The organism is Streptomyces sp. bgisy159 (assembly GCF_057707805.1).
Window position 1 is genome coordinate 370,103 of sequence record NZ_JBYIQX010000002.1, and the last position, 22,682, is coordinate 392,784.

The following is a 22,682-nucleotide window of genomic DNA, read 5'->3' on the forward strand; positions in this document are numbered from 1 at the left end:
GTAGGCCGCACCGTGTTCAGACGGTCAGACCACGGACCGACAGGTCGAGCAAGGCGCACACGAAAAGGGCAATGCCGATGAACCCGTTGACGCTGAAGAACGCCCGGTTCACCCGGGACAGGTCGTGCGGACGGACGATGGAGTGCTCGTACACGAACGCGCCGGCCACGATCGCCAGGCCCAGCCAGAGGAACGCGCCGGCGTCCGTGACCAGCGCGTACCAGACGAACAGCGCCGTGGTGATCGTGTGGCACACCCGGGCGCCCCACACGGCCGCCGGGACCCCGAAGCGGGCCGGCACCGACATGACGCCGATCTCCCGGTCGGTCTCGACGTCCTGGCAGGCGTAGATCAGGTCGAAGCCGCCGATCCAGACGCCCACCGCGAGCCCCAGGACCACGGCCTCCCAGGACCACGTCCCGGTGATCGCGAGCCAGCCGCCGACGGGACCCATCGCCTGCGCGAACCCGAGGATGGCCTGCGGGAAGTTCGTGAACCGCTTGCCGTACGGGTAGACCACCATCGGGACCACCGCGACCGGCGCCAGCGCCAGGCAGAGCGGGTTCAGCAGCGCCGCCGCGCCCAGGAAGACCACCAGGGCGATCAGCGCGCCCGTCCACGCGTGCCGCACCGACACCGCGCCGGTGACCAGCTCCCGCTGCGCCGTGCGCGGATTGCGGGCGTCGATCTCCCGGTCGATGATCCGGTTGACGGCCATCGCGAAGGTCCGCAGACCCACCATGCAGACGGTGACGAGCAGCAGCCGGCCCCAGTGGACGTTCCGGTCCAGCTCGAACATGGCGGTGAGCGCGGCGATGTAGGCGAAGGGCAGCGCGAAGACCGAGTGCTCGATCATCACCAGGCGCAGGAACGCCTTGGTGCGTCCCGGCTGCGGGACCGCCGCGGAAGCGCTGGTCACAGCCCGTACTCCTTCCAGCGGCGGTCCACCAGGGCCGCCGTACCGGGATCCGACTCCACCATGTCGGGCCAGCCGCCGTCACGGGTGTAGCCCTCCTCGGGCCACTTGCGCGTCGCGTCGATGCCCGCCTTGCCGCCCCAGAACTGCTGGTAGGAGGCGTGGTCGAGATGGTCGACGGGACCCTCGACCACGGTCAGGTCCCGGGCGTAGTCGGTGTTGCCGAGGGCCCGCCAGGCGACCTCGTGCAGGTCGTGGACGTCGCAGTCGGAGTCGACGACCACGATCAGCTTGGTCAGCGACATCATGTGCGCGCCCCAGACCGCGTGCATCACCTTCTGCGCGTGCTTGGGGTACTTCTTGTCGATCGAGACGATCGCGCAGTTGTGGAAGCCGCCCGCCTCCGGCAGGTGGTAGTCCACGATGTCCGGGACGATGATCTTCAGCAGGGGCAGGAAGAAACGCTCCGTCGCCCGGCCCAGCGGGCCGTCCTCCGTCGGCGGCCGGCCCACGACGATCGACTGCAGCAGCGGGCGGCGGCGCATCGTCACACAGTCGATCGTGAGAGCGGGGAACGGTTCCTGCGGAGTGTAGAAGCCGGTGTGGTCGCCGAAGGGGCCCTCCGGCAGCATCTCGCCGGGTTCCAGCCACCCCTCCAGCACGACCTCCGCCTGCGCCGGGACCTGAAGCGGCACGGTCCTGCAGTCGACCATCTCGATCCGCTTGCCCGCGACGAACCCGGCGAACAGGTACTCGTCGATGTCGCCGGGCAGGGGCGCGGTGGAGGCGTACGTCACGGCGGGCGGGCAGCCGAAGGCGATCGCGACCGGCAGCCGCTCGCCGCGCCGCGCGGCCACCTGGTAGTGGTTGCGGCTGTCCTTGTGGATCTGCCAGTGCATGCCGATGGTGCGCCGGTCGTGGCGCTGGAGGCGGTACAGCCCGAGGTTGCGGATCCCGGTCTCCGGGTCCTTGGTGTGGGTGAGCCCCAGGTTGAAGAAGGAGCCGCCGTCCTTCGGCCAGGTGAACAGCGCGGGCAGCCGGTCCAGGTCGACGTCGTCACCGTGCAGGACGACCTCCTGCACCGGCGCCTCCTTGACCTTCTTCGGCGGGACGTGGGCCATCGCCCCGAGCTTCCCGAACGCCTCGCGCACCCCGACGAACCCGTGCGGCAGCTCCGGCCGCAGCAGCCCGCCGATCCTCTCGGAGATCTCCGCGTACGACTTCAGGCCGAGCGCCTTCAGCAGGCGGCGGTCGGTGCCGAAGACGTTCATCGCGAGGGGCATCGCGGAGCCCTTGACGTTCTCGAAGAGCAGCGCCGGGCCGCCGGACTTCTGCACCCGGTCGACGATCTCCCCGACCTCCAGGTACGGGTCGACCTCCGCCTTGACGCGCTTGAGGTCGCCTTCACGTTCCAGTGCCCTGAGCAGGGAGCGAAGATCGTCGTAAGCCATGCGGTCCAGTATCCCCGAGCGGCTACCCTTGCCCTGTACCTGGGGGCCGTGCCCCCGGTCCCGACAATCGCTTCGCTGGAGAGGCTCATGCTCCGGGTGCTGATGTTTCTCGTGCCACTGGCGTTGAGCGTGTACGCGTTCATCGACTGCATCAGCACGAAGGACGAGGACGTCCGCCACATGCCCAAGCCGCTGTGGGCGATCCTCGTGCTGCTGTTCCCGCTGGTCGGGTCGATCTCCTGGCTGATCGCCGGCAAGCGGCGCAGCCCGGCCGCCGACGGCTGGACGGGCCTGCGCACCGCCGGCCAGGACCGCCCGCGCTGGGTGGCCCCGGACGACAACCCCGAGTTCCTGAAGTCCCTGGACGACGAGGACCGGGACAAGGACAAGGGCGACGGTTAGGGCGACGGCCGGTCAGGCTCTTTCGCGGGCCCGGGCCGGGCGGCGCTCCTTCGCGCGCCCGGCCCGGGCGGCGGCTCAGGGGGCCGCCGCGACGTTCTCGGCGTCGAAGCCCTCCTCGCCCGTCCAGGCCGCACCCGCGACGAGGTCGGCCGGCAGTATGACCAGCGCGACGGTCTCACCGCCGTCGGGCCGCAACTGCACGCGGACACCGCGCCGGGCGGCGAGGCGGCCGACCACGTACAGGCCCAGCCGCCCCGCCGGGTCGGCGGCCGACGGCGGGGTCCCCAGACGGTGGTTGAGGTCCGCGAAGTCCATGGCGGACAGGCCGAGCCCCCGGTCACGGATCTCGACCAGGACCCGGCCGTCGTGCAGCCGGGCGGTTTGCACCCGCACCGTGGTGTGCGGAGGTGAGAACACCGTGGCGTTCTCCAGCAGTTCCGCCAGCAGGTGCACGATGTCGGTCACGGCCCCGCCGACGACCTCGGCCGCCGCCGATCCGGCCAGTTCGATCCGCTCGTAGTCCTCGACCTCGGAGGCGGCGGCGCGCACCACGTCGACCAGCGGGACCGGACCGTCGAAGCGGCGGGCGGGCTCATGGCCGATCAGCGTCAGCAGGTTCTCGCTGTTGCGGCGCATCCGGATGGCGAGGTGGTCGAGGCGGAACAGCTTCTCCAGCTGGTCCGGGTCGGTCTCATGGGTCTGCAGGTCGGTGAGCAGGGTGAGCTGGGCGGTGAGGAGAGCCTGGTTGCGGCGGGCCAGGTCGGCGTGGACGGCGAGCAGGCCGAGCCGATGCCCGGCCTGCTCGCCGAGCAGCCTCACCGCCTCGCGCAGCAGCCGGTCGAAGGCGCGGGCGAGATCCCCGATCTCGTCCTTGGCGTGGACGCCGAACGGCCGCACGCTGAGTTCCACCTCGCCCGGATCGGACCCCGCCAGCTGGGCGGCCAGCCGGGGCAGCGCCTCGTCGGCGGCTTCGAGCGCCACGCTCCTCAGCCGCCGCAGCGCGGTGGACCGGCTGACCACCGCGGGCCGTATCCGCGCGACCCGGTGGTTGGCCTCCTCGATGATCTCCCTGGCCTGGGCCTCGGCCGCCTCGCGCCGCTCGGCGGCCTCCCGTTCGGCGGCCCGGCGCACCTGCTCGGCCTCCCGGCGGGCGTGGTCGAGGTCGGCGCGGTGCCGGTCGGCGGTGTCCGCCGCCCGCGCCTCGCGCAACCGTTCTTCGGCGACCAGCCGTTCCAGCCGCTCGCGTTCCGCGGCCTCCTCGGCGACGGCGAGTTCCGCCTCGAGTTCGGCGCAGCGGGCCCGGGCCGCGTCGCGTTCCCGTACGGCCTCGGCGAGTTCGGCCTCCAGTTCCTCGACGGTGGCCTGCAGGCGGTCGCAGCGCGCTTCCAGGTCGGCCTGCCTGCGGTGCGGATCGAGTGCGGCGCCCTGTTGCGGGCGCTCCTCGGCGCTCTCCGTCCCGATCTGCCGCAGGCGCTCGCGGAGTTCGTCCAGCTGCCGTCGGTGACCGGTCAGCTCGCCCTCCAGGTCGCGGATGCGCAGCTCGGCCTGTTCCCGTTCGAGAACGGCGTCCTCCAGGCGGTCGCCGGCCATCTGCTCGCGGTAGCGGGCGGGGTTGTCGCTGAGCAGGGCGTCACGGTGGCGCTGGTAGAGGTGGGCCTGTAACTCGGCGGTGACCTGGCGGCCGTTGCGGCGGCAGGCCGACTTCATCAGCACGTCGAGGAACTGCTTGTCGGGGATGCGGTCGCCCTTGAGGTAGCGGGAGACACTGGGCGCGCTGAAGTGGTGGGTGGCGGCGAAGGCGCGCAGGCTGAGGCCGGTCGCCTCGAACAGGCCGCGGAGCGCGAGAACCAGGTCCCGGGTCTCCGGGGAGAGATCGGACCGCGGATCCTGGAAGCCCTTGAGCCGCTCCACATCGCCGAACTCGTGCCGCTGGCCCACTGATCGCCCCGCCTCTCCGTCCGCTTCGCCCCCATAGGCTCCCATCACTTCGCGGCTCCTCCTTCCACTTCCGCGCCGCCGCCGGTCGTCCGTTCAGTCGATGAGGTGGTCGAAGAAGGGCACGGCGAGGCCGAAGCCGGCGGCTCCGGCGAGTACGGCCCGGGCGGTCTCCGCCCCGGCGAGGCCGGTCAGGACGCCCGCCGCGATCCCGCAGAGGATCGCGAGCAGGAAGATCAGGGCCGATCGCATGGTCAGCAACGGGTGGTGCACGGCAACTCCTGTGTTCCGTCGACGGCTCGGACCACAAGCGTGCGGCGGCCCCGGGGCGTTGCGGAACGGAAACACCACCGTTTCCGCAGGTGGAAACGGTGGTCTCGCCGCGGTGGCGGGATCGCGGACCTGCCGCGCCCGGGGGAGGCGGCCCTGCCTCACCCGACCGAATCTGACTCTCGATCTCCGCACCAGCACGTAAAGTGACCGATGTCACCGACAACTCGCTCAACACCAGGGGGACTTGTGGCATCCGTCGAACCACCGGGGCACTATGACGTGCCGCCTCCGCCGGCCACGCCGCCGGGCCCGCCGGGCGGCGGCATCGACCTGCGGATCAGCAAGCGGCTGCTGTGGGTCGGCGGCGCCTGCTACCCGCTGGCGAACGTGGCGCGCGTGCACACGCTCACCATCCATCCCCGGCGCAGGGAGGCCGTCGCCCGGTTCGTGCGCACCATGCTGATCATCGGCGCCGTCGCGATCGCCCTCAGCATCATCAGCGGCCTGACCGCCCTCGGGGACCGCAACACCGGCAGCGGGATGATGATCCTGGTGTGGCTGGGCGGCTTCGCCGCGACGATCTACGCCCTGGTGGAGATGATCCAGGTGCTGGGGTCCCCGTCGCTGTACGTCCTGGCCGTCGAGACGTCCGGCCCGTCTCAGGCGGTGGTGACCAGCACGGACCCGAACCACCTCAACCGGCTGGTGGACCAGATCGCCTACGCGATCGAGCACCCCGAGACCGAGTTCCAGGTGAAGGTCGAGACGATCAACGTCAGCCCGAGGAACTACTACTTCGGCGACAACGTCAACATGTACGGCGGCAGCGGCAACGTGGGGATGGCGAGCGCATGAGCGGCACCAACTACTACTACGGCGACAACGTGAACATGCACGGCGGCAGCGGCAACACCGGCATGATCAAGAACCAGGCACCGGCCCCCGCCGCGCCCGCCTCCCCGGAGCTGCAGGCCGCGGTCCAAGAACTCCTGGACCTGCTGAGCGAGTTGCGGCCGCGCATCCCGGCGGCCAGCGCCCAGGCCCTGGACGACTCCGTGCCGGGCATCACCGCCGACCCCGCCGCGCCGGCGCAGGAGCGGCACCGCGCGCTGCTGGCGGTCGCCGGCATCGCCGCCACGGTCGGCGCGGTCGGCCAGCCGATCGTCGAGGCGGTCAACCGGGTCCTGGAACTGCTGGGCTGACGGCGGGCGTTTCCGCACCGAGGGTTGCCTCGTTGGGCCGGATGCCACCCGATCGGGTGCCTGTCCCGCCGCCGAACGGAGCCGCCCGTGCGAATGACCGACATCCAGCGCTGCGAGGTGCGGCCGGGACGGCTCGTCGAGTTCGGGCTCAGCGACCGCACGGTGGCGGCCGCCCGGAGGCTGCCGGCCGACTCCAGGCCGCCCTCGTACCTGCAGGAATCGCATCTGCGCACCGCACGGTCGGTGCGTGAGAGCGGCCTCTTCGTCCCGACCTGGCTCGGCACGGCGTTCGACCTCCCGGGCCGGGTCGACCTCGACGCCCTGCACCGGGCGCTGCACGGCTGGACCCTGCGCCACGAGACCCTGCGCAGCGGTCTGGCCTGGACCGGTCCGGCCGGTGACGGGCTGCGCCGGTTCACCCTCGACGCCGACGCGGTGTCCCTGCGGCGCACGGACATCGGCGACTTCACCGACCCCGCGGCGCTGGTGCGCCACCTCCAGAGCCGCTTCGACGCGGGCGCCGGCGCTCTCACCTGGCCCAACTTCCTCTACGCGGCGGTGGTCCGGCCCGATTCCACCAGCGTCTACATGGCGTTCGACCACAGCAACGTCGACGCCTACTCCCTGCAGCGCATCCCCGCGGAGATCCACGAGCTGTACGCGGCGGACACCGCGGGCCGTACGGACGAGCGGGCGCCGGCCGGCAGCTACGTCGACTTCTGCGAGCTGGAGCGGACGGACGCGGACCTGATCGGCGACGGCCACGCGGCGGTGGCCCGCTGGCGGGACTTCATCCGCCGGTGCGACGGGAGGATGCCGAACTTCCCCGTCGACCTCGGTGTCGACCCCGACGGCCCGCTGCCCGCCCAGCGGCTGCTGCGCGAGCCCCTCGTCGACGCGGACACCGCCGCCGCGTTCGAGGCGTACTGCCGCCCGCACGGCGGCTCCCTGGTGGGCGTGCTGGCCGCCACCTGCCTGATCGTGCAGGAGCTGGGCGGCCCGCCGGTCTACCGCACCGTGGTGCCGTTCCACACCCGGGCCAAGTCCCGCTGGTCGGACTCCGTCGGCTGGTACGTCGGCGGCGCCCCGATCGAGGTGCCGCTCGCGCGGGCGACCGACTTCCCCGCCGCCCTCACCGCCGTCCGCGCCGAGCTGCGCAGCAGCCGGCCGCTGGCGCGGATGCCCATCGCCCGGGTGCTGCGGCTGCTGGGCACGGACTTCCGCCCCACCTCGCCCGACCTGTACTCGATCGTCTCCTACGTCGACGCCCGCGCCCTGCCCGGCGCCGACCGGTGGGCCGAGCTGAACGCCTACGGGCTGATCCGGGTGTCGTACGGCGACCAGGTGTGCGCGTGGGTCACCCGGCTGCCCGAGGGGCTGTGGTTCGCGAGCCGCTACCCGGACACCGAGATCGCGGACAAGAATCTCCGCCGGTACGCCGAAGGGCTCCGGGACATCGTCGTGTCCGTGGCCCGCCACTCGTGACAACGGCTCGGCCAATTTCGTAACCCAACGGACACCACGCACCCTAGTCCGAACCAACCACCCCTTCTTACCCTGGTGTTGGGCAGACTGACCGCTCCGGGGGGAGACGCGGTGGGCAGAGGATTGCACGGGCGGGGAGCACTGTTCGACGTCGAGCCGGCCGGCCTCGTGCCGCGGCTGGTCGGAATCCGCCCCCACGAACATCTCGGCGTCAAGGTCGACCACCCGCGTGAGCTGCCCGTCCTGGTGCTGGCCGGCGGGCGCGGGCTCGGCAAGAGCGCGGTGCTGACCGAGGTGTGGCAGGCGTACACCGAGCGCACCCGCAGGGGCGAGCAGCGCAAGCGGACGCCGGTCGCGCTGCTCGACTGCGAGGACGAGCAGTTCGCCGGGCCGCCGCACGAGGAGAGCCCGGAGTCCTGGTCGCCGGTGTGGCAGGCGCTGCTGGTGGCGGCCGAGCAGCTCACCGAGCCGGTGAAGGCGGCCGGGCAGCTCACCTTCCCGCGGCTGACGGCGGGCCTGGTGGCGGTCCGGGCGAGCGACTGGAGCGGCCGTACGGACTCGGAGCGGATCCGGCGCGAGCTGACCCGGATCCTGCTGCTGAACGAGCGCGGGTCCCGGTTCGCGCTCGCCGGCCGGTGGGCCGGCAAGGTCGCCGCGAAGGTGATCGCGGCGGCCAGCGGGCAGGGCGCCTTCGTGTCGGCGGCCGTCGAGGCGACGCTGGAGGCGCTGTCCGAGGGCGTCACCTCCCGCAAGGAGCAGCGGCCGTCCGCCTGGTACCGCGCCTACCCGAACGCGGGCGGCAACGCCAAGCGCGGACTGCTGTTGCTGGCCGGGAACTTCCGGGCCGGCGGCACCTCCCGCGAGCACGCGGAGCGCTGGCTGGTGCGGGCGCTGCTGGCCGACCTCACGGAGGCGTACTCGGGGCTGGGCTCGCACCTGCGGCGGCTGGGACGGCCGCTCGTGCTGCTGGACAACGCGCAGGGCGGGCCCGGGCCGGGGCTGCTGGACGCGGTGCTGCGGGACCGCGCCGAGGACGGCGCCGACCAGGTGGTGTTCATCGCCGCCGTCCGCGGCACGGACCACGCCCTGCTGCGGGGCGCGGTGCGGCGCGAACCCGCGGAGGTGGCCCGCACCACCGAGTGGGAGCCGGGCAGCACACCGGCCTCCCGGGCGCTGCTGGTGCCGCTGCCGCCGCTGTCGCCGGACGACACCCTGCACATCGTGGGCGCGGTCTGCGAGGACGCCGAGGTGCCGCCCCGGCTCCCGCACGCCGTGCACCGGTTGACCGGCGGCAACCCCCTGGGCATCGTGCTCGTCGCCACCGCGGCCCGCCGGCACCCGGACCTGGCCGCCTCCCTGGGCCGGCTGCTGACCGCGCCGGCCGACCCGGCGGGCGGACCGGGTGACGGCGGCCCGGCGTACGGGGAGTTACTGGAGCGGCTGGTCCCGCCCGACCGGCTCGACGAGCTGACCGTGCTGGCCGCCGCCCACGACCACGACTCGGCGGTCGCCCTGGCGACCGCCCGGCTCCCCGACGACTTCGGCTCCTCGGGCGTCCGGGCGCTGCGGGCCCGGCTGGCCGAGGAGGGGCTGCCGGCCGCCCCCGGGCAGTTCGTCGGCGACCCGTTCGTGCGCACGCTGCTGCTGCTCCGGCTGCACCACCGCGGCCCGGACCACGCCAAGTGGCGCGAGGTGCACGAGACGCTGATCCGGCACTACACCTGGGAGGACGGGGACGACCCGCACACCGCCCGCTACCGGCTGTACCACGAGCTGGCCCTCGGGGACACCGCCGGCGCGGTGGCCCATCTGCGGGACGGCTTCCACGCGCTGGACCCCCGGGACTGGCTGGACACCCTGCGCTTCCTGGCGACCGCGCCGTACTTCCACGCGCACGACGCCGAGGGCCGCGACTTCGCCGGCCAGGACGATCTGCGGGCCGCCGTTGCGCTCGGCCGCACCGACGCCGACCACCGGCCGCCCGAGGGCGCGGACCCCCTGCTGCACCTGCGGACGCGTCGGCTGCTGCACGCGGTGTGGCAGGTGTCCGACCCGCTGGTGCTGCCCGATCCGCTGGTGTGCGACCGGCTCCGCTTCGAGCTGCTGCAACTGTCCGACCTGCGGCCGGCCGGAGGGGCGCTGCTGTTCGCGGCCTCCGGTGCCTGGCCGCGTGACGCCGCGGCCGGGCGCGCGCTGCGGCTGCCCGCCGAGGACGGGTCGGACTCCGACGACGGGGAGGGGGACGCCTGATGGGGCGTGGGGTACTGCGGTGGCTGCGGGAGGTCTGGGAGATCCGGCTCTACCGGTACGTCGCCCTGCTGGTCGCGGCCGGGCTGGTCGCCGGGGGCGTCGTCGCCCTCCGGGCGATCCTGGACGAGGACCGTTCCTGTGCGCCGGGGGTGGCCCGGCCGGAGGGCAGCGACGAGTGCGTGGGCGTGTCGTCGACGGCGTACGACTTCGGGCGGCCGCAGATGCGGGACGCGGTGACCGCGATCGCCCGGGAGAACGGGCGGCTCAAGGAGGGGTCCTACGTCACCGTCGCGCTGATGCTGCCGTACACCTCCACCACCGCCTCCACCCTGCGGGACGTGCAGCACGAGTTGCAGGGCGCCTATCTCGCGCAGTGGCAGGCCAACCACCGGGCCAACGGGCAGTCCCCGGCGATCCGGCTGGTCCTGGCCAACCCGGGCGCGACCGGCGACCACTGGGAGGCGCTGGTCGACCAGCTGACGGCGATGACGACGAGCGGGGACCGGCTGCGGGCGGTCGCCGGGGTCGGCATGAGCACCGAGCCCAACAAGGACGCCGTCACCGAGCTGACCCGGCGGGGCATCCCGGTGATCGGTTCCTCCATCACGGCCGACTCCCTCGCCAACGGGCGCCACGGCATGGACCCCTTCCCGGGGCTGGCCCGGGTCTCCCCCACCAACACCGACGAGGCCCGAGCGCTGGCCTCCTTCGCCGACGTCGGCCCGGACAAGGCGCTGCTGGTGTACGACAAGCCCGGCGACCCCTACACGCGGACCCTGCAGAACAGCTTCGCCGAGCTGATCAAGGGCTCGCCCTACGAGCCGCAGCCCTTCACCCCGCCCGCCGACCGCAGCCAGGAGGGCACCACCGCGAACACCTTCCGGCAGATCACCCACCTGGTGTGCGACACCGCGCCGGGCACCGACACCCTCCTGTTCGCGGGCCGGCACACCCAGTTGCGGCAGTTCATCAACGCGCTGGGCGGCCGGGGCTGCCAGGACCGCCGGTTCACGGTGCTCACCGGCGACGAGGGCTCGTACCTGGAAGCCGAGAAGGACCTGGACCGCACGGCCCTCACCCGCAACCTCTCCGTGCGCTACACCTCGCTCGCGCACCCGGACGCCTGGACGAAGGCCGCCCCGGGGGCACCGGGCGGCTCGGCGGAGGACGCGGCGGTCCTCACCGGCCTGCTGGAGCTGGCCGCGCAGGACAAGCAGGTCGGGCCGATCGGGAAGGTCGCCCTTCAGGACGGTCAGGTGATCATCGGGTTCGACGCGATGCAACTGGCCGTGAAGGGCATCCGGGAGGCGGTGCCCGAAGGGGAGACGATCCCCCGGCTGGAGGACGTGGGCCTGCAGTGGCCGCAGGTCAAGGGGTCGCTGCGGGTGAACGGGGCGAGTGGCTGGATCTGCCTGGACGGGCACGGCAACCCGTACAACAAGGCGGTGCCGATCGTGGAACTCACCCCGCAGGGCGGCTCCCGCTTCGTCCGCATCGCCTGGCCGGAGGGGAAGCCGCCGGAGAAGGGGTGCCTGACGCCGTCGGAGCCGTAGCTAGTCGGCGGTCCGGGGGCCGGCGCGCGGACTCAGGAGGGTGATCAGGCGTTCGAAACGTTCGCGCCAGCCGCGTTCCGTGTCGCCCTCCCCCTGGAACTCATGGGTGAACCGGAGCAGCACGCCCCGGTCCCCCTCGCGCTCCAGGTGGAAACGGACCCGGCCGCCGCCCTCCACCGTGTACTCGGCGACCCGGTCCACGTCCCACGCGGTGACCTCCCCGGCGCCCAGGCCGCGCAGCGCGACCGTGCCGCCGAGCCGGGGTTCGAGGACGTCGACGGGCGTCCACCAGGCGCCCACCCCGTCCACGGTGGCCAGTGCCGGCCAGACGGTCTCCACGGGTTCGGGCAGGCGCACCAGGAAGTGCAGGATGCGGGTGCTGCCGTGGGTCTGGCTGGTGCCCTGTTCGATCGAACCGGTCATGACACCAGCCTGACCCCGTACGGGCCGATCCGCACCCTTGAGCTCTGCTGACCAGCGCCGTTGCCGGCGGCCGGGAGGCGGTTCAGAATCCGGCGGACCGCAGGACGCCCAGGCCGACGTCGGCGTAGGAGTGCTTGCCGGAGACGAAGATGTTGACGCCGTAGTAGTTGAACAGCCAGCAGCCGAAGGCGGCCAGGGCCAGGTAGGCGGCCTTGCGGCCCTTCCAGCCGGCCGTGGCGCGGGCGTGGAGGTAGCCGGCGTAGGCGACCCAGGTGATGAAGGACCACGTCTCCTTCGGGTCCCAGCCCCAGTAGCGGCCCCAGGCGTCGCCCGCCCAGATCGCGCCCGCGATGATCGTGAACGTCCACAGCGGGAACACCGCCGCGTTGACGCGGTAGGCGAACTTGTCCAGGGAGGCGGCGGCCGGCAGCCGGTCCAGCACCGAGTTGGCGAACCGGCCGGGCGTGCCGCCGCCCGCCAGCTTGTTCTCGTAGGAGTCCTTGAACAGGTAGAGGATCGCGGCGACCGCGCCGACGTAGAACACCGCGCCGCACAGGATCGCCGTGGAGACGTGGATGTACAGCCAGTACGAGTGCAGCGCGGGGACCAGCTGGTCGCTGGCGGTGTACAGGACGGTGACGGCGAGACCGAGGTCGAGCAGGACGGTGGTGGTCAGGAAAAGGCCGAGCCAGCGCACGTTCTTCTTCAGGGCGAGGAGCGTGAGGTACACGCCGACGGCCACCGTGGAGAAGGTGATGTTGAACTCGTACATGTTGCCCCACGGCGCCCGCTGCACCGAGGCCGCGCGGGCGACGACGCCGCCCAGCTCGATCGCGAAGGCGAGCACGGTGAGGGAGATCGCGATCCGCCCGTACAGGTCGCCCTGCTCGTCCCCGCCGTGGGCGCCCGGCCCGTCCGGCAGGTCCCGCGCGCCGGCCGCCGCCCGCACGACCACCTTGGGGCGTTCCAGTACGGCGGTGCCGCCGGCCTGCCGGACGGTGACGGCCGGGGTCCGCGCCGTCTCCGCCTCGGCGGTGAGCGCGGCGGCCGTGCGCCCGACCTTGCTGCGGCTGCCGAACAGCCATTCGGCGATGTAGGCGAAGAAGGCCAGGGTGTAGACGGCCATCGCGGAGTAGATCAGCGTGTTGCTGATGTTCGCGAGGTTCTCGTTGGCGGCGACGGCGAGATTCACTGGTCAGCCCCTTCGGCGGAGACGACTTCGGGATCGGGGGTCGGGACGGGCTTCTCCGGGGTGCCCGGGGCGGAGATCGGCTCCGGGTCGGGGGTCGGCTCCGGGTCGGGGGCGGGGCCGGGGTCCGGCTCCGGGTCGGGGGCGCCCGGCGCCCGGTCGTAGAGGGTGCCGGCGAGGTCGCCGAGTTCCTGGGGAACCTTCGCGGACTCGCTGCGGCCGAGACCGGCCATCTCCACGACGGTGACGCCGTCGGGGCCGGCGGTGGCCCGCACCCACACCCGGCGGCGCTGGATGAACAGCGACCCGGCGAGTCCGAGGATGGCGGCGAGGGCGCCGGCCAGGGCCCAGCCGCTGCCCGGCGCCTGGACGATCTGGAAGTTGGCCCACTCCTTGGTGCCCTCCCAGGTGACCGTACCCGCGCCGTTCGGCAGGGTCAGGGTCTCGCCCGGCTTCAGGTTCTTTCTCAGCTGGGCGCCCTTGTCGTCCTCGTAGATGTCCATGTGGGTCTTGTCCAGCTGGTACACGCTCTGCGGGACGCCGGAGTTCACGCCGAGGTCGCCGTGGTAGGGCTCCAGGTTCATCACCGGGTTGATCAGCGCCGGGAAGCGGGAGCCGGACTCGGTACCCGCGCCGCCGTAGGTGGGGTAGAAGAACGCCTTGATGCCGAGCTGCTCGGACTTGCCCCCGGCGTCCTTGTAGCCGTCGTAGACCTTGATCACGCCGGAGGAGGTGACGTTGGCGTCCAGCGGGAGCAGCGGCACCGCGTCGCGGAACACCACCTCGCCCTTGCCGTCGCGGACCGTCACCACGGGGGCGTAGCCGTGGGCGGTGAGGTAGACCTTGGCGTCGCCGATCTCCAGCGGGTGGTTGACCTGGACGGTGGTCTCGCGGTCCTTGCCGTAGGCGCCCTCGCTGTAGGTGAGGGCGGCCTCGAAGGTGCGCGGCGTGCCGCGGTTGGGGCCGGTCAGCTCGTAGGTGCCGTGGAACTTGTCCAGCTTGAAGCTGAACGGCTCCAGGTCGTCGGTGGTGAAGAGGTTGCCGGACTTGAAGTCGTCGTAGGAGACGAGCGTGTTGGAGAAGCCGTCGCCCTCGACGACCAGCTTGTTGCCCTCGGACTTGAACAGCTGGCCCCAGGCGAAGGCGACGAGCATCACGATCAGGGCGATGTGGAAGAGGAGGTTGCCGACCTCGCGCAGGTAGCCCTTCTCGGCGGCGACGGCGTCCCCGGCCAGGTGGGCGCGGAAGCGGCGCTTGCGCAGCAGTTCCAGCGCGGCCTCGCGGACCTCCTCGGGCGCGGCCTCGGTCCGCCAGGTGGTGTGGGCGGGCAACCGGGTGAGCCGCTTGGGCGCGCCCGGCGGGCGGCCGCGCAGCTGCCCGACGAACTGCCAGGTGCGCGGGACGATACAGCCGATGAGGGAGACGAACAGCAGGATGTAGATCGCGGAGAACCACACCGAGCTGTAGACGTGGAACAGACCGAGCGCGTCGTAGACCGGCGCGAGCGTCCGGTGGGCGGCGCGGAAGGCGGCGACCTTCGTCGCGTCGGTGCCGGTCTGCGGGATCAGCGAGCCGGGGATCGCGCCGAGCGCCAGCAGCAGCAGGAGCAGCAGGGCGACCCGCATGGAGGTCAGCTGGCGCCAGAACCAGCGGACCCAGCCGGTCACGCCGAGGACGGGCCCGCCGGTGAGGCTCTCCCGGGGCGCCGTGGACAGGGAGCCGCCGGTGCCGTCGGGGGCCTCGGTGCCGTCGGTGGCCCCCGTGCCGTCGGCCGACTCGGTGCCTTCGGCCGACTGGTCGTGCCGATCGGGAGCGGTGGCCGGGGTCTGGCCGGGCGTGCTGGTCTTGCTCATGGATCAGATCCCCACAGTGAAGCCGTTGGACCAGGTCTGCATGTCCTGGACGATGCGGTCCCAGACACCTGTCAGCAGCAGCAGCCCGGTCGCGATCATCATCGTGCCGCCGATCCGCATCACCCACACATAGTGGCGCTTGACCCAGGAGAAGGCACCGAGCGCCCTGCGGAAGGCGACCGCGGCGAGCACGAAGGGCACGCCCAGCCCGACGCAGTAGGCGACGGTCAGCAGGGCGCCCCGCCCGGCGCTGTCCTGCTGCGCGGACAGCGCGAGCACGGAGGCCAGGGTCGGGCCGATGCAGGGCGTCCAGCCGACGCCGAACAGCGCGCCGAGCAGCGGCGCGCCGATCAGTCCGGCGGTGGGCCGCCGGTGGAAGCGGAACTCGCGCTGGGTCATCCACGGCATGAGCCCCATGAAGAACACACCCATGAGGATCATGAGCACGCCCAGCACCTTGGACAGCACGCCCTTGTTGGCCTGGAGGGTGTCGCCGAAGAAGCCGAACAGGGCCCCGGTGGAGACGAACACGGCGGTGAAGCCGAGCACGAACAGGGCGGCCCCGGCGACCATCCGCCCGCGCCGGGCCTCGGCGAGGTCGGTGCCGGCGACCCCGGTGACGTACGAGAGGTAGCCGGGCACGAGTGGCAGGACGCACGGGGAGAAGAACGAGACCAGACCGCCGAGCAGGGCGATCGGCAGCGCGACCAGCAGGGCGCCGTTGAGCACCGTGAGGTTGGGGTCGCTCGCCGCGGCGAGCGTGGTGACGGCGGTCACGTCACTTCTCCGCCAGGACCGGGGCGATCATCTTGCGCAGCCGGTCCTCGCTGAGCGCGGCCAGCGAGCGCGCGGCGATCTTCCCGTCCCGGTCGAGGACCAGGGTGGAGGGGATCGCCTGGAGGTTGAGGGTGCCCTTCTTGAACCGGAGCAGCAGCTTGCTGGTCGGGTCGTAGAGGCTGGGGTAGGTGACGCCCTGGTCCTTCTCGAAGTTCAGGGCGTTGGTGACGCTGGTGTCGCGGGTGTTGATGCCGACGAACTGCACACCCTGGCCCTTGAGGTCCTGGTAGACCTTCTCGAAGTTGGGTGCCTCGGCGCGGCAGGGCGCGCACCAGGAGCCCCACACATTGAGGACGACGACCTTGCCCTTGTAGTCGGCGACGCTGAGCCGCTCGCCCCCGATGGTCTCGCCGGACAGGTCGGGGGCGGGGTCGCGCTGCCCCTTGTCGACGGTGGCGATGCCGTTCTTGCCCATCACGAAGTGGGTGTCGCCGCCTCCTCCGGAGGTCCCTCCGGAGGAGCAGGCGGACAGCAGCAGCGCGGCGACGACGGCACCGGCGGCCGCCGTGGTCGGGGCGGCGCGGCGCGGACGGCCGGAGGTGGTCGAGCGCTGGGGGGCGTGGCAGGCGGCACTCATGTGAAAAGTTTCGCATGCCCGTTCAGGGGATCTTGGGCACCCCCCTTGCGGGGACAACCGCGCATTTCAGGCGGGTCGCCGCGGGGGCCCGGGCGCCGCGCCGGGGTGGTTCAGGTGCCGCTCGGCGTCTCGCCGGTGCCGCTCGGGGTCTGGCCGGCGCCGCCGCTCGGGGTCCCGGTCAGGAAGGTCTTCCAGCCGCCGGCCGGCCGCTGTCCGACCTCCAGGGTGCGCAGCTTGTCGAGCACCGCGGGCTTCTGGACGTCCAGCCAGTCGGTGAACTGCCGGAAGGAGACGATCCGCACGTCCCCGCCCTTCTCCTTCTCGGCGGCGATGTGCTTGAAGGCCTCCTCGACGGCGTCCATGTAGATGCCGCCGTTCCACTGCTCGAAGTGGTTGCCGATGAAGAAGGGCGCACGGTTCGTCTCGAATGCCCGCTTGAAGCCGGATATGTACGACTGGGCGGCCTGCTCACGCCACCCCGGGTAGTTGTGCGCGGGCGCCTTGGTCGAGTTGATCGACTGGTTGGCGAGGATGTTGTAGTCCATCGACAGGACCTCGAACGAGTGCCCGGGGAACGGCATCTGCTGCAGCGGGAGGTCCCAGATGCCCTGCTTCCTGCGGGGCCAGACCTGGCGTCCGCCGGGCGACGACGCGTCGTAGCGCCAGCCCAGCTCGCGGGCGGTGGGCAGCAGGTTGTCCTGGCCGAGCAGACACGGCGTACGGCCGCCGACCAGTTCCTTGTCGTAGTCGAACGGCAGCGGCGGCAGGTCGGTCCAGCCGGTGTTGGTGCGCCACTGCTTGACGAAGGACTTGGCCTGGTCGATCTCACTGCGCCACTGCTGCGGCGTCCAGTGGGCGACCGAGCCGTGGCCCTCGCCGCAGAAGTGCCCGTTGAAGTGGGTGCCGATCTCGTGGCCTTCGAGCCAGGCGCGGCGGACGTTGGTGAGCGTCGCCTTCACGTGGTCGTCGGTGAGGTAGCCGATGTCGGAGGCGCCGCGCGGGTTGTTCGGCGGGTCGTAGAGCCGCTTCTTGCCCTCGGGCAGCAGATACAGCCCGGAGAGGAAGAAGGTCATGGCCGCGCCGTGCTCCTTGGCGAGGTCCAGGAAGCGCGGGAAGAGGCCGTTGCCGACCTCGCCGGCGCCGTCCCAGGAGAAGACGACGAACTGCGGCGGCTCCTGCCCCGGCTCCAGCGGCTCGGGCCTGGCCGGCTGGTGGGGCTGCTTGCCGGTGAAGGCGGTGGAGCCGTCGCCGATGGGACGCGCACTGGGACTCGGGCTCGCGCTCGGGTCGGCGCCCGCGCCGCCCTTGCCGTCCTTCCCGCCGGACCCCTGCGGCCCGTCCGGCGAGTCGGAACCCCCACAGGCCGTCAGTCCCACGGCGGCGGCCGCGCCCGCGCCGAGTCCGAGTGCTCCCCTGCGGCTGAAGGTGCGCATCGCGCGTCCCCCCGTTCGTCATGTCCTGCGGTGGTCTCCCCCTTTCAGAGCACATGACGACGAGGGAGGTTCCGCGCCGACGTCCGGGTTCGGTAACAGCCCGCAACGGGCCGCCGGGCTACGCGCCGAACGCCTTGCCCTTGCCCTTCACCGGCTTGGCCCCGGCCAGCAGATGGGCCGGCACCAGGTCGCGGGCGGGCTCGGTGTAGCCGACCGAGACGATCCGGTCGCCCTGGTAGGTGAAGGTGGTCAGCGAGGCGAGCGTGCACTGCCGCTTGCGCGGGTCGTGCCACAGCCGCCGCTTCTCGACGTACGACCGCACGATCCAGATCGGCAGCTGATGGCTGACCAGCACCGACTCGTGCCCCCGCGCCCGCTCCCTGGCCGCGTCCAGCGCCCCCATCATCCGCACGACGATGTCCATGTAGGGCTCGCCCCAGGACGGCTTGAACGGGTTGACGAGGTGCTTCCAGTTGCCGGGGTTGCGCAGCGCGCCGTCGCCGACGCCGAACGTCTTGCCCTGGAAGACGTTGTCGGCCTCGATGAGCCGCGGATCGCTGCCCAGGTCCAGCCCGTGCGCCTTGGCGATCGGGGTGGCGGTCTCCTGGGCCCGCTCCAGCGGGGAGGCGCACACGTCGACGACGTCCCGGTCGGCGAGGTGCTCGGCGACCCGGTCGGCCATCTGCCGCCCCAGTTCCGACAGGTGGTAGCCGGACAGCCGGCCGTACAGCACCCCGTCCGGGTTGTGCACCTCGCCGTGCCGCATGAGATGGACGACGGTGATGTCGTTGCTGCTGGTCACGCGGTGGCCTCCGCGGCGGCTCGGGCCGCCGCCGGAAGGGCGTCGGCGATCTTCTGGACGGCACGCTCGTCGTGCGCCGTGGACACGAACCACGACTCGAAGGACGACGGCGGCAGGTAGACGCCGCCCGCCAGGAGCGAGTGGAAGAAGGCGGTGAACCGGAAGGACTCCTGCGCCCTGGCGTCCTCGTAGGTGCGCACCGGACGGTCGGTGAAGAACACCGAGAACATGTTGGACGCGCTCTGCACGGTGTGCGCCACGCCCTCCTTGCCGAGCGCCTCGGAGACCAGTGCCTGGATCTGCTCGGAGACCGCGTTGACCTTGGCGTACGCGGCGTCGTCGAGCAGCCGCAGCTGGGCGAGGCCCGCGGCGGTGGCGATCGGGTTCCCGGACAGGGTGCCGGCCTGGTAGACCGGCCCGGCGGGCGCCAGGTGCGCCATCACGTCGGCGCGCCCGCCGAACGCGGCGGCCGGGAAGCCGCCGCCCATGACCTTGCCGAAGGTCATCAGGTCGGGCCGCACCCCGTCCACGCCGTACCAGCCGGCGCGGCTGGTACGGAAGCCGGTCATGACCTCGTCGGAGATGAACAGCGCGCCGTTGCTCGCGCACGCGTCCTTCAGCCCCTGGTTGAACCCGGGCAGCGGCGGCACGACGCCCATGTTGCCCGGCGAGGCCTCGGTGATCACGCAGGCGATCTCGCCCGGGTGCCGGTGGAAGGCCTCCTGCACGGCCTCCAGGTCGTTGTACGGCAGCACGATGGTGTCGCCGGCCTGGGCACCGGTGACGCCCGGGGTGTCGGGCAGCGCGAACGTGGCCACGCCGGAGCCGGCCGCGGCGAGCAGCGAGTCGACGTGACCGTGGTAACACCCGGCGAACTTGATCACCTTGCTGCGCCGGGTGAAGCCGCGGGCGAGCCGGATGGCGGACATCGTCGCCTCGGTCCCGCTGGACACGAGCCGCACCTGCTCCACGGGCTCGACCCGGGCGACGATCTCCTCGGCGAGCGCGACCTCGCCCTCACCGGGCGTGCCGAAGGAGGTGCCGCGGGCGACCGCCTCCCGGACCGCGGCGAGGACCTCCGGGTGGGAGTGCCCGAGGATCATCGGACCCCAGGAACACACCAGGTCGACGTACTCCCGCCCGTCGGCGTCCGTCAGGTACGGGCCCTGGCCGGACACCATGAACCGGGGCGTACCGCCCACGGCGCGGAAGGCGCGCACCGGCGAGTTCACCCCGCCCGGCGTGACGACGGCCGCGCGGTCGAACAGGGCCTGCGAGGCAGGCGCATCGTAGGGGTAGGGCGCTGCCTGCAGCGCTCCCGAAGAGGGCGATTCGCTCATGACCTGCGACTTCTCCGACCTTCTCCGACTTGCTCGGACTCCGGTTGCTCAGTGACCTCCTCAGGGTAGGCCAGGCCCGGCCGGGCACGACGGGCCCGGCCCGCGGGTGGCCCGCTGATCGACTCCGGTGACGCAACTCCTGAGATCCCGCATGATCTGCGAAACTGGCTCCCGTACACACAGCTCTTGAACACACGGCCCTTGCGGGCCGTGTTGATCAGAGACTGCGAAGATCCTGCGGACAGGTGTTTCAGCGCACGTTTCGGCGGGCGGCCGTGGGGGAGGTCACTGACACGATGATCGGGTTGCGCGGCGGGGGCCACGCGTCCTAGAAAAGCAGTCGGGTGGAGATATGCATCGCGGTGGCGGACTGGGCGAGGGGACTGATGACCTGGGTCCTCGGCGTGCCCGGCGGGGAAGGCACCGACGCGACGCGGAGAACAGCGCCGAAGCACGTCAGGTACATGGTGGACCGAACGAGCCCGAGCGGATCGACGACGTCGACCGGACGGACCGTACCAACCGTACGGAACGAGTCGACCGTATGACCGACCCTCGGGCCGACCGCCTCCGGGCGGGGAGCAGGAATGGTGGTCGGGTGGGGGTGACGTACAAGTACTTCGGCGCGCCGGACGGCGCGACCGCTGCCCGCGTCCCGATCTCGATGCGGCCCGAGGAACTCGGCGGCGACGAGCTCGGCATGAACGGCATGTTCACCAAGATCAAGCCGGAGACCATGGCCGCCATGGTCCTCACCGGCATCGAGGGCGTCCCCCTGCACAAGGTGCCGCCCCTGGAACTCGTCGTCCTGCACCCCGACTACGCGGTCGTCAAGCTCCCCATGACCGTCGTGGACCCCCTCCGCGACATAGGCGAGGAGGCGGTGGGCGCCGCCGCCTTCATCTGGTCCACGGTCCCGGACCGCGGGGGTCCGCGTGACGCGTTCAACGTGTACCAGTTGCTGCACGAGTGGCAGGACTTCAGCCATCGGTTGCATGAGGCGGGGCATCAGCCTTATTGCCTTGTTTGGCCCTGACCGGCTCTGTTCGCCTGAAGCAACCAGTGGTCGTCCTGGATACACCTCCATAAGCCGCAGCCGACATCTGCGGCCACACCCATGCCGCTTCGTTTCCGACTACAGGAGGGGCAACGCCGAGCGGCCGGGCTCGTCAAGGCACGCCGCCGGATCCGGGCCGCCGCGACCACGGCGTCACCCCGTCCGGAAGCGGCAGCTCCTACGGCGCGAAATGGAGGTGATGTTCCGGGCTTACGAAAACGAGTGGGACATGGCCGAGCGGACTCTGCCCTCGCTCCAGCACCTGATGTCCGCCGCACCCGGCGCCGCGTCCTCGGCAAGCAGGCTGAGACAGCACGCATCACCGTAGCTGATGCGTCCGTCAAAGCCGGCGCACCGGCCGCCGCCAAGCCGTTGTTGTCAAACTGCCTGGCCGGTGAGGCCATCCTCCTGTTCTGTCGGCGTGGCCTCTTCGCTGTCCGGGAGGGTGCGCAGCGTACGTACCCGGCTGAACAGGGGCCAGACCGCCGAGGTCAGGATGCCGAGGCCGGACAGAGTGAGTGTGCCGCGGTAACTGAGCAGCGAACTGGCGATCCATCCCCCCAGCAGGGCACCCACCGGTTCGATGCCCCAGCTGACTACGCGGACGATGGAGGTGATCCGGCCGAGCATGGCCGAGGGGACCAGTGCCTGTTTGATGGTCTCGCTGAGGATCAGATTGATGAGCAGGGCGAAGGCCCAGAGGGCCGTGGAAACCGCGACCAGGGCTCCGCCCACCCACTTGCCGAAGGGTTGCGCGGCGGGCACCAAGAGGATCGCGGCGCCCGGAACCGCGTACACCGCGGTAAGCACGGCCCCGTAGCCGAAGCGCTCGGCAACCCGGCCGGCGGCCCAGGCACCCGCGAGTCCACCCACCCCTCCCGCGACGTTGAGAAGCCCGACCATCAGCGGACTGAACCCCAGGACCTTGATCACGTACAGCATGTATACGGTGAAGAACATGGTCGCGAAGAGGTTGAAGTGGGCGGCGGCGAGGGCCATCGGTCGCTGAACCTTGTCGCGGAGCAGGAGCCGGAAACCGGAGACAATCGCCTGGAGATGTCTCTCCTCCTCGTGTTCCTCACCCTTGGGTGACGGCACCTTGGGCAACGACGCCAGCGCCAGCGAACTGCCGAGATAGCTCACCGCGTCCGCCGCGACGGCCAGTGGCGCGCCGAGGATCTGTACCAGTACGCCAGCCAGGCCGGGCCCTGCGGTGTCGGCGACCGAAGCCGTGCTCTGCATCCAGGAGTTGGCACGGACCAAACGGCTGTTCCCGACCAGCGACGGCATGTAGCTCGACATCGCCGCGTCGAAGACCAGGGAAAGCCCGCCGACCGCGAACGCGACGACGAGCAGCAGCCATATGTCCAGCGCGTCGACCAGGTAGGCGACCGGAATCGTCAGCAGGAGGAGGAACCTGAGAAGGTTGGCGGTCTGCATGACTGCCTTGCGATCCGCCCGGTCCACCCATACGCCGATGGACGGACCCAGTAGAAGGACGGCCAACGAGCCTGCAGCGCCGAGGAGCCCCATGTCCCAGGCGTCGGCGTCCAGGGTGAGGACCGCGACCAGGGGCAGCGCAAAGAGCGTGATCTGGCTGCCCACCAGGGAGACGGACTCACCGGCCCACAACCGGAAGAAGCCGGTGCCGGCCAAATCTATGCGTGCGGTCTTTGCTTCTTCAGGGGACGTGGTCGACAAGGT

General features: G+C 71.6%; 20 protein-coding genes. 7 read left to right on the forward strand and 13 right to left on the reverse strand.

From position 1 onward, the window contains the following. Positions 1 to 16: 16 nt before the first annotated feature. Together mqnP and AC3ET3_RS03820 are read right to left on the reverse strand one after the other, a co-directional pair. Entirely contained in the window at positions 17 to 919 is a 903-nt protein-coding gene (gene mqnP, locus AC3ET3_RS03815; RefSeq protein ID WP_432134338.1) for a menaquinone biosynthesis prenyltransferase MqnP, read from the reverse strand. After that, positions 916 to 2,367 carry a menaquinone biosynthesis decarboxylase gene (locus AC3ET3_RS03820; RefSeq protein ID WP_432134339.1) on the reverse strand — a complete coding sequence of 484 codons (1,452 nt, stop codon included), beginning with the start codon at positions 2,365 to 2,367 and terminating at the stop codon, positions 916 to 918. The genes mqnP and AC3ET3_RS03820 overlap by 4 nt, the downstream gene beginning before the upstream one ends. 87 nt (positions 2,368 to 2,454) lie before the next feature. On the opposite strand from AC3ET3_RS03820, the gene AC3ET3_RS03825 reads away from it, so the two are divergent. Continuing rightward, on the forward strand, positions 2,455 to 2,769 hold the full coding sequence (locus AC3ET3_RS03825; RefSeq protein ID WP_432134340.1) for a PLD nuclease N-terminal domain-containing protein: 315 nt from the start codon (positions 2,455 to 2,457) through the stop codon (positions 2,767 to 2,769). Positions 2,770 to 2,844: 75 nt separating this feature from the next. On the opposite strand, the gene AC3ET3_RS03830 is transcribed toward AC3ET3_RS03825, so the two are convergent. Continuing rightward, positions 2,845 to 4,752 carry a sensor histidine kinase gene (locus tag AC3ET3_RS03830; RefSeq protein ID WP_432134341.1) on the reverse strand — a complete coding sequence of 636 codons (1,908 nt, stop codon included), beginning with the start codon at positions 4,750 to 4,752 and terminating at the stop codon, positions 2,845 to 2,847. A gap of 48 nt (positions 4,753 to 4,800) precedes the next feature. Beyond that, positions 4,801 to 4,977 carry a hypothetical protein gene (locus AC3ET3_RS03835; RefSeq protein WP_432134342.1) on the reverse strand — a complete coding sequence of 59 codons (177 nt, stop codon included), beginning with the start codon at positions 4,975 to 4,977 and terminating at the stop codon, positions 4,801 to 4,803. 246 nt (positions 4,978 to 5,223) lie between these two features. On the opposite strand from AC3ET3_RS03835, the gene AC3ET3_RS03840 reads away from it, so the two are divergent. The 5 genes from AC3ET3_RS03840 (at position 5,224) to AC3ET3_RS03860 (ending at position 11,467) form a co-directional block, all read left to right on the forward strand. Continuing rightward, on the forward strand, positions 5,224 to 5,832 hold the full coding sequence (locus AC3ET3_RS03840) for a DUF6232 family protein (RefSeq protein WP_432134343.1): 609 nt from the start codon (positions 5,224 to 5,226) through the stop codon (positions 5,830 to 5,832). Beyond that, complete coding sequence (locus tag AC3ET3_RS03845) at positions 5,829 to 6,179, forward strand: hypothetical protein (protein ID WP_435611611.1); 351 nt, start codon at positions 5,829 to 5,831, stop codon at positions 6,177 to 6,179. Before AC3ET3_RS03840 ends, AC3ET3_RS03845 begins: the two co-directional genes overlap by 4 nt. A 93-nt stretch (positions 6,180 to 6,272) precedes the next feature. Then, complete coding sequence (locus AC3ET3_RS03850) at positions 6,273 to 7,664, forward strand: condensation domain-containing protein (protein ID WP_435611631.1); 1,392 nt, start codon at positions 6,273 to 6,275, stop codon at positions 7,662 to 7,664. A gap of 111 nt (positions 7,665 to 7,775) precedes the next feature. After that, positions 7,776 to 9,914: a hypothetical protein gene (locus AC3ET3_RS03855; protein WP_435611612.1), complete on the forward strand. Its 2,139-nt coding sequence runs from the start codon at positions 7,776 to 7,778 to the stop codon at positions 9,912 to 9,914. Beyond that, positions 9,914 to 11,467, forward strand: a complete 1,554-nt coding sequence (locus AC3ET3_RS03860; RefSeq protein ID WP_432134346.1) for a type 1 periplasmic-binding domain-containing protein — start codon at positions 9,914 to 9,916, stop codon at positions 11,465 to 11,467. Before AC3ET3_RS03855 ends, AC3ET3_RS03860 begins: the two co-directional genes overlap by 1 nt. Here the strand turns inward: AC3ET3_RS03860 and AC3ET3_RS03865 are convergent, their stop codons facing one another. The 8 genes from AC3ET3_RS03865 to hemL form a co-directional block, all read right to left on the reverse strand. Next, on the reverse strand, positions 11,468 to 11,890 hold the full coding sequence (locus tag AC3ET3_RS03865) for an SRPBCC family protein (RefSeq protein ID WP_432134347.1): 423 nt from the start codon (positions 11,888 to 11,890) through the stop codon (positions 11,468 to 11,470). An 82-nt stretch (positions 11,891 to 11,972) separates the two neighbouring features. Next, positions 11,973 to 13,082 (reverse strand): c-type cytochrome biogenesis protein CcsB, encoded by a 1,110-nt coding sequence (gene ccsB, locus AC3ET3_RS03870; protein ID WP_432134348.1) that lies wholly within the window; start codon positions 13,080 to 13,082, stop codon positions 11,973 to 11,975. After that, positions 13,079 to 14,932 carry a cytochrome c biogenesis protein ResB gene (gene resB / locus AC3ET3_RS03875; protein ID WP_435611613.1) on the reverse strand — a complete coding sequence of 618 codons (1,854 nt, stop codon included), beginning with the start codon at positions 14,930 to 14,932 and terminating at the stop codon, positions 13,079 to 13,081. Before resB ends, ccsB begins: the two co-directional genes overlap by 4 nt. Before the next feature lie 3 nt (positions 14,933 to 14,935). Beyond that, a complete protein-coding gene (locus AC3ET3_RS03880; protein ID WP_432134350.1) occupies positions 14,936 to 15,709 on the reverse strand; it encodes a cytochrome c biogenesis CcdA family protein in 774 nt (257 codons plus the stop codon). A 1-nt stretch (position 15,710) separates the two neighbouring features. Next, complete coding sequence (locus AC3ET3_RS03885) at positions 15,711 to 16,346, reverse strand: TlpA family protein disulfide reductase (protein WP_432134351.1); 636 nt, start codon at positions 16,344 to 16,346, stop codon at positions 15,711 to 15,713. A gap of 110 nt (positions 16,347 to 16,456) precedes the next feature. Continuing rightward, the gene (locus AC3ET3_RS03890; RefSeq protein ID WP_432134352.1) at positions 16,457 to 17,779 is read right to left on the reverse strand and encodes a polysaccharide deacetylase family protein; all 1,323 of its coding nucleotides are present in this window, start codon (positions 17,777 to 17,779) and stop codon (positions 16,457 to 16,459) included. A 118-nt stretch (positions 17,780 to 17,897) separates the two neighbouring features. After that, positions 17,898 to 18,545 (reverse strand): histidine phosphatase family protein, encoded by a 648-nt coding sequence (locus AC3ET3_RS03895; protein ID WP_432134414.1) that lies wholly within the window; start codon positions 18,543 to 18,545, stop codon positions 17,898 to 17,900. Between the two features lie 32 nt (positions 18,546 to 18,577). Beyond that, entirely contained in the window at positions 18,578 to 19,894 is a 1,317-nt protein-coding gene (gene hemL, locus AC3ET3_RS03900; RefSeq protein WP_432134415.1) for a glutamate-1-semialdehyde 2,1-aminomutase, read from the reverse strand. Positions 19,895 to 20,519: 625 nt separating this feature from the next. Between hemL and AC3ET3_RS03905 the strand changes: the two genes are divergently transcribed. Beyond that, the gene (locus AC3ET3_RS03905; protein ID WP_010353923.1) at positions 20,520 to 20,957 is read left to right on the forward strand and encodes a hypothetical protein; all 438 of its coding nucleotides are present in this window, start codon (positions 20,520 to 20,522) and stop codon (positions 20,955 to 20,957) included. A 399-nt stretch (positions 20,958 to 21,356) separates the two neighbouring features. On the opposite strand, the gene AC3ET3_RS03910 is transcribed toward AC3ET3_RS03905, so the two are convergent. After that, positions 21,357 to 22,679: an MFS transporter gene (locus AC3ET3_RS03910; RefSeq protein WP_432134353.1), complete on the reverse strand. Its 1,323-nt coding sequence runs from the start codon at positions 22,677 to 22,679 to the stop codon at positions 21,357 to 21,359. Between the last annotated feature and the right edge of the window lie 3 nt (positions 22,680 to 22,682).